We start from the raw sequence: 13,561 nt of genomic DNA on the forward strand, positions 1-13,561 counted from the left end.
CTGGAGGGTGATGCGCGTCATTTTCGCCTCAATCGAGCTTGTCCGCAAGCCACATGCGCAAGAGGAATTCGGCGATGGCGCCCTTGCGCGGGGGGCCCAGCACCGGGTGCTCGCCCGCGAAGACCTGCATCATCTCTTCGCGGGTGATCCACCGGGCATCCTCGATCTCGTTCGGGTCGATCTCGATGGCCTCGCTGGTGGCCGTGCCCTTGCAACCGAACATCAGCGACGACGGGAAGGGCCAGGGCTGGGACGACAGGTAGTCGACCTGGCCGACCGAAACGCCCGCCTCTTCCCAGACCTCTCGGCGCACGGCCGCCTCGATCGTCTCGCCCGGCTCGACAAAACCGGCCAGCAGGGAATACATCCCCTCGGGCCAGCCCGGGCTGCGCCCCATCAGCACCGAATTGCCGTGCAGGATCAGCATGATGACCACCGGGTCCGTGCGCGGGAAATGGCTGGCGCCACAGGCGGGGCAATTGCGTTGCCAGCCCGATTGCGCCATCGCGCTTTCGCTGCCGCAGGCAGAGCAGAAGCGGTGGCTGCGGTGCCAGCCCATGACCGCGCGCGCGGTGGCCGAGAGCTCGGCGTCGCGGGGCGACATGTGCCACATCTTCTGCTTGAGGTCGTAGAAGAGGTGATCGCCCGGCGTGCCCGGGTAGTGCTGGGACGAGGCATCGCGGAAGGCGCCGACGCTCTCGGTGTCCTGTCCCTCGGGCTGCCAGGGCGAGATGTCATGGGCGAAGATCACCGCGCCGTCCTCGCGTCCCAGCAGCAGCGGCGGCTCGGACGCCTCGCGCAGGATCGGGTGGTCGAGCGGCAGGCGTGCCAGTTCCCCCTGGCGGTCGCCGCACATCAGCGGCTTGCCGCGCCAGTGGACGATTGTCCGCGCGCCGCGATCAAGCCGCGCCTCGGCCAGCGCCTCCGAATCGCCGCGCAGCTCGGCCGCGCGGTCAAGAGCCGATCCGCCGAAGGTCACCGTTTCCGCCAGTTTCATCGCGCGCCTCCCCGCATTCCGTTGCGGGATCAATGCCATGGGCGCGCGGGCATGGCAATCTGCCGCTTGGCGCGGCAACCGGCCGCGACGTCACTCTGCACCGCCCCGGTTTGTCACCGAGGCGACGCCGAATCCTGCTAGACTGCCCGCATAGATAGACCAGGGAGGTCAAAATGACCGGCAAGTTCACCCCCAGCATGTCCCGCCGCGCGTTCCTTGCAGGAACCTCTGCCGGCGCGGCGCTTATCGTTCTGCACCCCTATTCCGCCCGCGCGGCCGCCAACCAGGCCCACCTGCGGATCATGGAAACGACGGACCTGCACGTCCACGTCTACCCCTATGACTACTACGCCGACCGCCCCATCGACACCGTGGGCCTGTCGCGCACCGCCTCGATCATCGAGCAGATCCGCGCCGAGGCCACCAATACGCTGCTGGTGGACAATGGCGATTTCCTCCAAGGCAACCCGATGGGCGATTACATCGCCTATGAGCGGGGGATGAAGGAGGGCGACATGCACCCCGTCATCGCCGCGATGAACACCGTGGGGTTCGACGTCGCCACCATCGGCAATCACGAGTTCAACTACGGGCTCGATTTCCTGTCCAAGGCCGCCGCCGGGGCGGACTTCCCCATCGTGCTGGCGAATATCGCGACCGAGACCGGCGCGGGGCCGCGCGATGACACCACGCTGTTCAAGCCCTACGTGATCCTTGACCGCGAGGTGACCGATGGCGCGGGCGAGACCCATCCGATCCGCATCGGCATCATCGGCTTCACCCCGCCGCAGGTGATGAACTGGGACCGCAAGCACCTCGAGGGCAACGTGCAGGCCCGCGACATCGTCGAGACGGCCGAGGCCTATGTTCCCGAGATCCGCGAACAGGGCGCCGACATCGTGATCGCCCTGTCGCATTCCGGCATCGGCAGCGCCGACCGCGAGGACGGGATGGAGAATGCGAGCGTGCCGCTGGCCGGGGTCGACGGGATCGACGCGCTGGTCACGGGCCATTCGCACCTTGTCTTCCCCTCGCCGACCTATGCCGATTACGCGGCGGTGGACGCCGAGGCCGGCCTGATCCACGGCAAGCCGGCCGTGATGGGCGGCTTCTGGGGCTCGCACCTTGGCCTCATCGACCTGCTGCTGGAGCGCGAGGGCGGCGAGTGGCGCGTGGTCTCGTCCACCACCGAGGCGCGGCCGATCTCGAAGCGGAACGAGGACCGGTCGATCACCGCGCTGGTCGAGGACAACGCGGCCGTGCTCGAGGCCGCCCGCGCCGATCACGAAGCGACGCTGGCCTATGTGCGCCGCGCCGTGGGCGAGACCGCCGCGCCGCTGCATTCCTATTTCGCGCTGGTGGCCGACGACCCGTCGGTGCAGATCGTCTCGAAGGCGCAGCAATGGTACATCGGCCAGATGCTGGCCGGGACGGAATACGAAGGGCTGCCGATCCTGTCGGCCGCCGCGCCCTTCAAGGCCGGGGGCCGGGGCGGCCCGGACTATTACACCGACGTGCCCGTGGGGCCGGTGGCGATCAAGAACGTGGCGGACCTGTACCTTTATCCCAACACCGTGCGGGCGGTGAAGGTCACCGGCGCGCAGCTGCGCGACTGGCTGGAACGCTCGGCCGGCATGTTCAACCAGGTCGAAGCCGGCGCCTCGGACGCGGTGCTGCTGAACCCAGACTTCCCCAGCTACAATTTCGACGTGATCGACGGGGTGACCTACCAGATCGACCTGAGCCAGCCGTCGAAGTTCGGGCCCAAGGGCGAGGTCGAGAACGCGGAGGCCCAGCGCATCGTGAACCTCGCGTTCGAAGGCGCGCCGGTCACGGACGACATGGAGTTCGTCATCGCGACGAACAATTACCGCGCCTCCGGCGGCGGCAATTTCCCCGGCACCGGGGACACGATCATCTTCGAGGGGCCGGACACCAACCGCGACGTGATCGTGCGCTACATTGTCGAACAGGGCACGATCAACCCCTCGGCGGATGCCAACTGGTCCTTTGCCCCGCTGGACGGCACCACCGTGCTGTTCGAGACCGGCCCCAAGGCGCGCGAGCTGATGGGCGACGTCAAGGGCGTGACGATCGAAGAGGCCGGGGATGGCGCGGATGGCTTCGCGCTGTTCCGCATCACGCTGTGATCGCGTGAGCGGATCGCAACGGGTCGCACCGCCAGGCGGCTTCGACACCATGATGGGTCGCGCCGCCTGACGGCGTCGCCCGGGGGGCGGGCGGCCGCTGGCGCGGCCGCCCGCCCCTGCCCCGCCCCTTCCGGCTTGCATCCCCCGGCGCAGGGTGCACTTTGGGCAGTGACCTGCCCCAACCGGATGACTGCCCATGCGCCGCCTGCTGATCCTTGCTGCCTTCCTGCTGCCTTCCGTGGCCGGCGCCACCTGCAACGGGCGCGACCTGCGGCCAAGCCTGCCCGAAGCGGTGACGGAGAGCATCGCGGCCGAAGTGGCGGCGATGCCCTTTCCGGCGGGCAACCACTGGACGGCCCGCCGCGGCGACGCTGTCGTCACGCTGGTCGGCACGGTCCACGTGGGCGATCCGCGGCTGGACGGGGTGATGGCGCGCCTGGCGCCCCTGGTCGCGGGGGCCGACCGCGTGTTGCTGGAAATGACCCCGGCCGAGCAGATGGAGCTGCAGGCGGCCCTCGCGCGCGACCCGTCGCTGATCTCGCTGACGGCCGATACTCTGCCCGACCTGCTGCCCGAGGACCAATGGCAGCGCCTGTCGCAGGCTGCCAGCGCGCGCGGCGTGCCGGGCTTCATGGCGGCCAAGTTCCGGCCCTGGTACCTGGCGACGCTGCTGGCCGTGCCCCCCTGCGCCGCGGCGCAGTTGACGGCGGGGCCGAACGGGCTGGATCACCGGATCATCGCTCTGGCCGAGGCCGAGAACATCCCGATGCAGGCGCTGGAACCCTATGACACGCTGTTCTCGCTCTTTGCCGACATGCCGATGGACGAGCAACTCGAGATGCTGGAAAGCGCCCTGCCCGATGCGGCCCGGGCCGAGGACGAGTTCGCCACGCTCATGGCGCTCTATTTCGAAGAGGCGCATGGCGCGGTCTGGGCCCTCTCGCGCTGGCAGGCGGGCCAGAACAACCCCGACCTGACCGAGGCGGACCTGGACGACCAGATGGCCGAGACGCGCGACCTGCTGCTCACCCGCCGCAACGCGGCCTGGCTGCCGCGCATCCTTGCGGCCAGCGAAGGCGGCCCGGTCGGCGCGGCGCACCTGGGCGGAGCGGACGGGCTGCTCGCGCTGCTCGAGGCCGAGGGGTTCAGCCTCGAGCGGCAGGGGTTTTGAGGCGCAAGGTGGGGTGAAACCCCACCGTACACCTGGAGGAGGCGCGCCAGTCGCGACCACCAAGGTGGGGTGCCCCACACATCCGAATTCGCGTGACCCCCGGTCGACCGCCGAACCGAGGGGCCCTGCCGACCTCCGCGGTGGGGTGAAACCCCACCCCCACATCCGTGTTCGAACGGGTGAGCCGAGGCCCGCCCGACGCGCGATCACGCGGCGAGGCCACGGCCCTTGAGCAGCGCCTCGACCCCCGGCATCCGGCCACGGAAGGCGGTATAGAGCTCTTCGGCCTCGCGCGAGCCGCCGGTGGACAGGATGTTCACCCGCAGCTTTTCCGCCAGGTGGGGGTCGAAGGCATCGCCCTTTTCCTCGAAGGCGGCGAAGGCGTCGGCATCCATCACCTCGGACCACATGTAGCTGTAATAGCCCGACGAATAGCCATCGCCCGAGAAGACATGCGCGAAATGCGGCGTGGCATGGCGCATGGCGATGGCATGGGGCATGCCCAGCCGCGCCAGCGTCTCGGCCTGCGCCGCCATCGGATCGGCCGGCGCGGCACCGTCGTGGAAATCGAGATCGACCATGGCCGAGGCGACATATTCCACCGTGGCAAAGCCCTGGTCGTAGGTTGCCGCGCCCAGCACCTTTTCAAGCATCTCGCGCGGCATCGGATCGCCCGTCTCGGCATGGGTCGCGAAGCGCTCCAGAACCTGCGGCACCTCGAGCCAATGTTCGTACAGCTGGCTCGGCAGCTCGACGAAATCGCGCGCCACGCTGGTGCCCGAGATCGATTCATAGGTCACGTCGGACAGCATCTGGTGCAGCGCATGACCGAACTCGTGGAACAGCGTCCGCGCGTCGTCGTAGCTGAGCAACGCCCGCTGCCCCGCCGGCGGCTTGGCAAAGTTACACACGTTGATGACCACCGGCGCCTGCACTTTCGGGAACTTCGCCTGCCCGCGCATGGCCGAACACCAGGCGCCCGACCGCTTGGAGCCGCGGGCGAAGTAATCGCCGATGAAGACCGCCACGTGTTCGCCGCGCTTCGTCACCTCCCAGGCCCGGCAATCGGGGTGGTAGAGCGGCACGCGCAGCGGCTTGAACTCCAGCCCGAACAACCGGTTCGCGCAGTCGAACGCCGCCTCGATCATCCGGTCAAGCTGCAGGTAGGGCTTCAGCTCGGCCGCGTCGAGGTCATGCTCGGCCTTGCGCCGCTTTTCCGAATAGTAATGCCAGTCCCAGGGCTCGAGCCGGCCGTTGATGCCATCCGCGTGCATCATCTCTTCGAGCTTGGCGGCATCCGCCTCGGCCTGCGCCTTGGCCGGGCCCCAGACATCCATGAGCAGCGCGCGGACGCGGGACGGGTCGCCCGCCATCTCGGTCTCGAGCTTGTAGGCCGCAAAGGACGGGTAGCCGAGCAGCTTGGCGCGTTCCTCGCGCAGCGCCAGGATCTCGGCGGCAATCGCCCGGTTGTCGGTCTCGCCGCCATTGGCGCCCCGCGCGGTCCAGGCGCGCCAGGCTTTCTCGCGCAGCTCGCGCCGGGGCGAGTATTGCAGGAAGGGCGTGACCAGCGACCGCGAGGTGGTGATGACGGGCTTGCCGCCCTCCCCGGCCGAGCGCGCGGCATCGACCAGGAACTGCGGCAGCCCCTCCAGATCGGCCTCTTCCAGCTCCATCTTCCAGCCGGACTCTTCCGCCAACAGGTTCTGCGTGAACTGCGTCCCAAGGACAGCCAGCCGCCCCTTGATCTCGCGCATCCGCGCATCCTCGGCCCCCTCCAGCGCCGCGCCCGAGCGGACGAAGCCGCGCCGGGTCAGCATCAGAACCCGCGCCTGCTCCTCGCTCAGCCCCAGCGCGTCGCGCTGGTCCCACAGCGCGTCGATCCGGCCAAACAGCGCCTTGTTGCCGGAAATCTCGGACGAATGCGCAGCGAGCTTCGGGGAAAACTCCCGCTGCAGCTCCTGCCGCGCAGGGTTGCTGTCGGCGCCCGCCACGGTGAAGAACACCGACAGGACCTTGTCCAGCGCCTTGCCGGCAGCCTCCATCGCCTCGATCGTGTTGGTGAAGGTCGGCGCCTCGGGGTTGTCCGCGATCGCCTCGACCTCGGCGCGATGCGCGGCCAGCGCCTGTTCGAAGGCGGGGGCGAAATCATCGTCGGTAATCCGCTCGAAGGGCGCGATCTCGAAGGGCGTGTCCCATTTGGACAGCAGCGGGTTGGTCATGGCGTGAACTCCTTTGCCCGAAACCTAGGGTCGCCCCGTTCAAAGAACAATCACGATCCCCGTCAACTTGCCGCAAATATCCCCGCCGGAGGCTCCAGCAGCGGCGCCGATCCACCCTTCATCTTGCCATTAAACTCCCGCCGGAGGCACCCGCCCTATCCGCGCGTCCCGCAGACCGGGCAATCGTCTCGCCGCTTGACTCGCATCTTGCGCGTCTCGGCCCAGAGCCCGTCATAAATCAGCATCTCGCCGCGCAGCGCGGCCCCGGCGCCGGTGATGATCTTGATCGCTTCGTTCGCCATCATCGCGCCGACGACGCCCGGCAATGTGCCGATCACCCCGGCCACGGCGCAGGAGGGCGCCAGCCCCTCGGCCGGCTCTTCGGGAAAGACGCAACGATAGCAGGGCGCCCCGTGCGCCGGGTCAAAGACCGACAGCTGCCCCTCCCACTGGCTCAGCGCGCCCGAGACGAGCGGCTTGCCGACGGCCGCGCAGGCTTCGTTCGCCAGGTAGCGGGTGGCGAAATTGTCCGTGCCGTCCAGCACGATGTCGTACTCGGCCACCAGGTCCTGCGCGATCGCGGCGTCGAACTTGCGGTGGTAAGGCTTCACGGCGACATGCGGGTTCTGTGCCAGCATCGCCACCTCGGCCGAAAAGACCTTGGGCATGCCGATCCGGTCCTCGGTATGGATCACCTGGCGCTGCAGGTTGGAATTCTCGACCACGTCGTCGTCGATCACCCCGATGGTCCCGACCCCGGCGGCGGCGAGATATTGCAGCGCCGGCGCACCCAGGCCACCGGCGCCCAGCACCAGCACCTTGGCCTGCTTGAGCCGCTTCTGCCCCGGCCCGCCGACCTCGCGCAGCACGATGTGGCGGGCGTAACGGTCGAGCTCTGTCTCGGAAAACAGGGGCTTCTTCGCCTCGGGCTCGGCCTCGGGCTGCGCCCGTTCGCGCAGCTTGAGCAGCACGACGCGGTAGGCCAGCACCAGCGCCACGGCCCCGGCCAGCAAGAGCCAGGGCGCGACCGACCCGCCCATGGCGTCGCGCAGCCCATTGCCCTGGGGCAGCACCAGCTGCGCCAGCACGACAAAGCCCCAAAGCGCACCCAGCGCCGCGCCCCGCACCCGCCATGGCACATCAAAGGCCCAGCCCAGCGCCAGGATCAGTGCGGCGAGAACCAGCACGATCATCAGCCGCGCCCCGTCGAGCCAAAGCCGCCCGTCCCCCGGGCGGTGCCGCTGAGAACCGAGACCAATTCGAACCCGGCCTGCACCACCGGCGCCACGACCATCTGGGCAATCCGCTCTCCATGCTTGACGGTAAACGGCTCCGTCCCCGCGTTCATCACGATCACGCCCAGCGGCCCGCGATAATCGCTGTCGATGGTGCCGGGGCTGTTCGGCAGCGTAATCCCGTGCTTCAACGCCAGCCCCGAGCGCGGCCGCAGCTGCACCTCGTAGCCCTCGGGGATCGCCAGCCGCAGCCCGGTCGGCACCAGCGCCCGCGCGCCGGGGTCCAGAACGACCTCGCCCCGGTCCGGGAAATTTGCCCGCAGATCCGCCCCCGCCGCACCGGCCGTGGCATAGGCTGGCAGCCCCAGCGACCGATCCGCCCCCTCGTCCCAAAGAAACTCGATCACGACCACGCGCAAATCCCTTTCATTATTCCCCAAATACTCCCGCCGGAGGCTCCCTAACCCGCCCCGAGCGCCGTCGCGATGCGGTCCGCGAGCCGCCGCGCCACGAGATCCTTGCCCATGCGCGGCCAATCCTCGACCCCCGCGCCGGTGATCAGGTGCACCGCGTTCTCGGACCCGCCCATGATCCCTGTCGCCGGGCTCACGTCATTGGCGACGATCCAGTCGCAGCCCTTGCGGTCGCGCTTGGCGGTGGCATGGGCGATCACGTCGTCGGTCTCGGCGGCGAAGCCCACGACAAGGCCGGGCCGCCCGGACTCCATCCGGCTGACGGTCTTCAGGATGTCCGGGTTCTCGGCGAACTCGAGGCTGGGCAGACCGCCGGCCTCCTTCTTCATCTTCGACGTCGCCGCGCGCGCGACGCGCCAGTCGGCCACGGCGGCGGCAAAGACGCCTGCGTCGACCGGCAGCGCGGCCTGCACGGCCTCGAGCATCTCGCGCGCGGTCTCGACGCGCACGACCTGCACGCCATCAGGCGGGGGCACGTCGGCGGGACCGGTGACGAACACCACCTCGGCCCCGAGCCCGGCCAGCGCGCGGGCGATCGCCGTGCCCTGTGCGCCGGACGAGCGGTTGGCGATGTAGCGCACCGGGTCGATGGGTTCATGCGTGGGGCCCGAGGTCACCAGCACCCGCTTGCCCCTGAGCGGCCCGTCGGCCAGCAGATCGGCACAGGCCGCGACGATCCCCTCGGGTTGGGTCATGCGGCCGGGGCCGTGCTCTCCGCAGGCCATGTCGCCCACGTCGGGGCCGACCAGCCGCACGCCGTCGCCCTTCAGCAGCGCGAGGTTGCGCTGGGTCGCCGGGTGGTCCCACATGCGCACGTTCATCGCCGGCGCGATCAGCACCGGCGTGTCGGTCGCCAGCAACAGCGTCGAGGCCAGGTCATTGGCCAGCCCCTGCGCCATCTTGGCCATCAGGTCGGCGGTCGCGGGCGCCACCAGCACAAGGTCGGCAGAGCGCGACAGCTGGATATGCCCGATTTCGGCTTCCTTGGAGACGTCAAAGAGATCCTCGTGCACCGCCTCGCCGGCCACGACCGACAGGCTGAGCGGCGTGGCGAACTCCGCCCCCGCGCGGGTCAGCACGACCGAGACACCGGCCCCGGCGGCGCGCAGCTGGCGCACCAGCTCGGGCGTCTTGTAGGCCGCGATGCCGCCGCCGACGATCAGAAGGATGCGCTTGCCTGCCAGCATGGGCCTCTCCGGGTTCAGGGACCATCGCAGGGATAGGGGGGCGCCCCCCCCAAGTCAATTGAAGGCGGCGCAGGGATCGTCCCGCTGCACCGCCGGCGCGTCGGTCACCTGGTCGAACGCGCCGCCGGGCGTCGCGCCCGCCTCGCCCTGGCCCAGGCTGAAGATCGGCACGTCGGGGCGCGCGGCGGCCACGTAGATTGGCGCGCCCCAGTCCCGGCGCGCATGGCCGTTGCCGGTGATGACCACGACCGGCCCCCCGGTCGCGTCGAGCGCGCGCAGCGCCTCGCGCGCCAGCATGGCGTCGCGCAGGCGCTGCAGCTCGACCATGGCGGGCAGCATCTCGGGCGGCAGGGCATTGCAATGCGCCTCGGCCTGCATCGCCTCGCGAGCGGCCTGTTCCTCTTCGTCCAGCGGCACCGTCAGCCCGTAGACCGGGGCGGCGTCACCGAAATAGTCCGCAACGCCTTGCTCCAGCGCCTTCCGGGCCGCGCCGCGCGGCAGGCCGGCGCCATGGATCGCGGCCTCGGGCGCGGCCTCGAAGATGGGGTAGTACATGGCGAAATCCGGCCAGCCGCCGTCAGCCCAGCCCAACGCGGTCTCGAGCAGGTGCGCATCGACCCGGTTCTCGGCCGTGACCTCGGCGGCCTGCGCCTCGGTCAGCATCTCGAAGACCAGCGCGCGCGGCGCCAACGCGGTCACGGTGGTGGCCTGGGTCGCGTGATGAGTCGGGTTGTCGTGGGTTTCGCCAAGAAAGTAGATCGCGGCCTGCGGCGCCGCCTGCGCCAGGACCGCGCGCGCCGCCAGGGCGATCACCAGCGCAAGGGCCGGGATCAGCCAGCGGGTCATGCCAGCAGCGCCAGCGCCTCACCGGAATGCGATTCCAGGTGCTTGCGCATCTTGCCCAGCGCCGCCGCCTCGAGCTGGCGGATGCGTTCCTTGCTCAGCCCCATCTCGTCGCCGAGGCTTTCCAGCGTCCGCGCGTCGTCGCGCAGCTTGCGTTCACGCAGGATATAGCGCTCGCGTTCGGTCAACGCGCCCATCGCGTCGACCAGCCAGCTGCGCAGGTGGGCGCGGTCGTGGTCCTCCTCGACCAGGCTCGACGCCTGCTCGGATTCGTCCTCGATGGTCTCGATCCACTCGCGGCCGTCCTCGTCCGAGGACTGCATGGCGTTCAGCGAGAAATCCGAGCCCGAGAGCCGCCCCTCCATCATCTCGACGTCATGCAAGGGCACGCCGATCTCCATCGAGATGAGCTGATGCATCTGGTGCCGGTCAAGGTTCTCTCCGCGCTGCAGCGCCTCGCGTTCCAGCTGCGCCTGCACGCGGCGCATGTTGAAGAACAGCGCCTTTTGCGACGAGGTCGAGCCGGTGCGCACCATCGACCAGTTGCGCATCACGTAATCCTGCACGCTGGCCTTGATCCACCACACCGCATAAGTCGAAAACCGCACGCCGCGGTCGGGGTCGAACTTGTCCGCGGCCTTCATCAGGCCCAGCCCCGCCTCCTGGATCAGGTCGTTCATCGGGGCCCCGTAGCGGCGGAACTTGCTGGCCATCGAGATCGCGAGCCGCATGTAGGCGGTGATGAGGCGATGCAGCGCCTTCTCGTCGCGGTTGTCGCGCCAGGCATAGGCAAGGGTGCGTTCGGTCTCGGCGTCCAGCATCTCTGCCTTCATCGCGATCCGCGAGAGAGAGAAGTCCTGTTGCATGTCCAAAGCCATCGTAACCCCCAGCGTAAGCATCACGCCGCGCTGAACGCGGCTTTTATATGATGTACGCGGCAACCCGCCGATTGGTTCCATTCCGGGGGCAAAAAACTTCTGCCGGGCGCTGCGTTTCACGAAAGCTGATGGCCGCCATCAAGACAATTCGCTTTCCTGATGGGACCGGCTCTGCAACGGTCGGCGCATTGCCTCTGGATGGACAAGCCCATGACATACGACCTTTTTCTTGGCGACCGCAGCTTTTCCAGCTGGTCCCTGCGCGGCTGGCTGATGTTCGAGAAATTCGGCATCCCGGTGCGGACGCGTTTCGTCGGGCTTTATACCGGCACCATGGCCGCGGACCTCGCCCCGCTGGCCCCGGCGCGGCTGGTGCCGACGCTGCGGCTGCCCGACGGCACCGTGGTGGGCGAGACGATGGCCATGGCCGAAACCCTGGCCGAACGGCACCCGGAGGCCGGTCTCTGGCCCGCCGACGCGGCCGACCGGGCCACCGCGCGCTGGCTCGCGGCCGAGATGCATGCCGGCTTCGGCGCGCTGCGCAGCGCCTGCCCGATGCAACTTTTGCGTCAATACGCGGGGTTCGAGGTGTCCGAGGCCGTTCGCACGGACCTGGCCCGGATCGAGACGCTGTGGGACCACGCCCGCGCCACGCGCAAGACCGACGGGCCCTGGCTGTTCGGAGACTACAGCCTCGCCGATGCGTTCTACGCCCCGGTCTGCGCCCGGATCGCCGGCTACGGCCTCGAGGTTGGCGCGGCGGCGCAGGACTACGTGACGCGCACGCTGGCCGATCCGGCCGTCCGCCGCTGGCGCGCCATGGGGCTGACCAAGTCCTATGACCCCGAGCCCTATGCCATCGACCTGCCCCGCCGCCCCTGGCCCGGCCCCGCGCCGCGCGCAGCGACGGCGATCGACAGCGGCACGGCGGAAAACGCGACCTGCCCCTATTCCGGCGACCCGGTCACGCATCTGATGGAAATGGAGGGCCGCACCTTTGGCTTCTGCAACGCCTTCTGCCGCGACAAGACAGTGAACGACCCCGAGGCCTGGCCGGCCTTCATGGCACTGGTCTGAAGATCGATTCGGCTGGCGGAAACAATCACGCCAGCCGCACCGCATTGCGGACGCCCGCTCCACGATATTCCGTCCTGCGCGGCCAATTTGCCCCCGCGGGACGGAATGTGTTGGCCGCGCTTTCAACCCGTGCGATCGTGTTAAGGTTAATTTTCTTGTGAAATTCACTCACGACGAGGGCACCATGCGGCTAGGCATACTGGACGGCATTCGCGGGCATCTGCTCATTATGATGATGCTGGCGCACCTGGCTTTCCAGCCCGGGCTCTCGGTCTTCGGAGAGGTCCATCACGTCCGGCTGATCGGGCTTTACGACGCGGAGTTCCTGATCTTCCTGTCGGGCATGCTGGTGGGCTTTCTCTACGAGACGCGCCTTGGCACCTCGGGCGGGCTGCCCCGGTTCCTGGGGCAACGCACGGTCAAGATCTACCGCTACTACCTGATCTCGGCGGTGCCGTTCCTGATCATCACCCTGGTGGCGATGCGCAGCGGATTGCCGGACGAGCTGATGCCGATCGCCCAGGTGGCGCTGATGCAGAACGGCGGCAGCTACTCGGACATCCTGCCGATCTACGTCTACTGCTTCGTGCTGCTGCTGGCAGCGACGCCGCTGCTGCATCGCTTCGGGCCGGTGGCGCTGCTGTTGCCGTCGGGACTGGTCTATGTCGCCAGCCAGGCCAGCTATGCCACCGGATTTTTCGGCCTGTCGGGCCTGTTCATGGCCTTCGACGTGGGCGCCTGGCAGTTCCTGTTCTTCATCGCCTTCGTGCTGGGTGCGCTGCACCGCCAGATCACGGGCGCGCTCGACCGGCTGCCGGACGGTGCCTTCCTGGGCCTGCTGGCGCTGGCGCTGATGCTGACGGCGCTGCAACGCACGTTCAGCTACTACCCGCTGCTGCTGGCTGATCCGGGCAGCCTGCCGATCAACTGGGCGCGGATGCAGCTGCACCCGTTCCACCTGACGCGGATCATGGTGGTGGTGGCCCTTTTCGGCCTGATCCTGATGCGGCCCCATGCGCTGACCCGCTGGCCGCGCGCCGTCATGGATTGGTGGTTCAATCTGCGCCTGCTGCGGCTGACGGGCAAGTACTCGATCCAGATGTTCGTCTTCCACGTGGTGCTGATGGCGGTGGTCATGCAAAGCCTGCCGCACCTGTCCAGCACCCAGGACCTGGTGCTGGCGGCCATCTGCCTCTGCCTGTTCCTGGCCGCGCCCTTTGCCTGGGACGCCTGGCAAAAGCGGCAACGCGCCCGCCGCGCCGCGCCGATCCCGGGCGAGTGACCGCCCCCTCCGGACATGCAAACGGCGCGCCCCGCGGGACGCGCCGTTT

At 68.7% G+C, this 13,561-nt stretch carries 11 protein-coding genes; 4 read left to right on the plus strand and 7 right to left on the minus strand.

Annotation, left to right across the window (positions count from 1 at the left end; all coding sequences use genetic code 11):
• Positions 1-28: 28 nt before the first annotated feature.
• On the minus strand, positions 29-997 hold the full coding sequence (gene nudC, locus MF270_RS10915) for an NAD(+) diphosphatase (RefSeq protein ID WP_238365914.1): 969 nt from the start codon (positions 995-997) through the stop codon (positions 29-31).
• 173 nt (positions 998-1,170) lie between these two features.
• Between nudC and MF270_RS10920 the strand changes: the two genes are divergently transcribed.
• Together MF270_RS10920 and MF270_RS10925 are read left to right on the plus strand one after the other, a co-directional pair.
• Positions 1,171-3,147 carry a bifunctional 2',3'-cyclic-nucleotide 2'-phosphodiesterase/3'-nucleotidase gene (locus tag MF270_RS10920; RefSeq protein WP_238365915.1) on the plus strand — a complete coding sequence of 659 codons (1,977 nt, stop codon included), beginning with the start codon at positions 1,171-1,173 and terminating at the stop codon, positions 3,145-3,147.
• Between the two features lie 196 nt (positions 3,148-3,343).
• A complete protein-coding gene (locus MF270_RS10925) occupies positions 3,344-4,318 on the plus strand; it encodes a TraB/GumN family protein (protein ID WP_238365916.1) in 975 nt (324 codons plus the stop codon).
• A 206-nt stretch (positions 4,319-4,524) separates the two neighbouring features.
• Here the strand turns inward: MF270_RS10925 and MF270_RS10930 are convergent, their stop codons facing one another.
• From MF270_RS10930 to MF270_RS10955, 6 genes are all read right to left on the minus strand, one after another.
• A complete protein-coding gene (locus MF270_RS10930) occupies positions 4,525-6,537 on the minus strand; it encodes a M3 family metallopeptidase (RefSeq protein WP_238365917.1) in 2,013 nt (670 codons plus the stop codon).
• Positions 6,538-6,692: 155 nt separating this feature from the next.
• Positions 6,693-7,733, minus strand: coding sequence for a HesA/MoeB/ThiF family protein (locus tag MF270_RS10935; RefSeq protein WP_238366043.1), 1,041 nt, complete (start codon positions 7,731-7,733; stop codon positions 6,693-6,695).
• Positions 7,730-8,179, minus strand: coding sequence for a dUTP diphosphatase (gene dut / locus MF270_RS10940; RefSeq protein ID WP_238365918.1), 450 nt, complete (start codon positions 8,177-8,179; stop codon positions 7,730-7,732). The genes MF270_RS10935 and dut overlap by 4 nt, the downstream gene beginning before the upstream one ends.
• A gap of 53 nt (positions 8,180-8,232) precedes the next feature.
• Complete coding sequence (coaBC, locus tag MF270_RS10945; RefSeq protein ID WP_238365919.1) at positions 8,233-9,432, minus strand: bifunctional phosphopantothenoylcysteine decarboxylase/phosphopantothenate--cysteine ligase CoaBC; 1,200 nt, start codon at positions 9,430-9,432, stop codon at positions 8,233-8,235.
• 54 nt (positions 9,433-9,486) lie between these two features.
• On the minus strand, positions 9,487-10,278 hold the full coding sequence (locus MF270_RS10950; RefSeq protein WP_238365920.1) for a ChaN family lipoprotein: 792 nt from the start codon (positions 10,276-10,278) through the stop codon (positions 9,487-9,489).
• The gene (locus MF270_RS10955) at positions 10,275-11,153 is read right to left on the minus strand and encodes an RNA polymerase factor sigma-32 (RefSeq protein ID WP_238365921.1); all 879 of its coding nucleotides are present in this window, start codon (positions 11,151-11,153) and stop codon (positions 10,275-10,277) included. The genes MF270_RS10950 and MF270_RS10955 overlap by 4 nt, the downstream gene beginning before the upstream one ends.
• Positions 11,154-11,363: 210 nt before the next feature.
• Between MF270_RS10955 and MF270_RS10960 the strand changes: the two genes are divergently transcribed.
• Positions 11,364-12,230: a glutathione S-transferase gene (locus tag MF270_RS10960; protein ID WP_238365922.1), complete on the plus strand. Its 867-nt coding sequence runs from the start codon at positions 11,364-11,366 to the stop codon at positions 12,228-12,230.
• Between the two features lie 184 nt (positions 12,231-12,414).
• Positions 12,415-13,512, plus strand: a complete 1,098-nt coding sequence (gene opgC, locus MF270_RS10965) for an OpgC domain-containing protein (RefSeq protein WP_238365923.1) — start codon at positions 12,415-12,417, stop codon at positions 13,510-13,512.
• Positions 13,513-13,561: the final 49 nt, after the last annotated feature.

Origin of the sequence: Mesobacterium pallidum, from assembly GCF_019966535.1 — a bacterium.
Classification (GTDB): Bacteria; Pseudomonadota; Alphaproteobacteria; order Rhodobacterales; family Rhodobacteraceae; genus Mesobacterium; species Mesobacterium pallidum.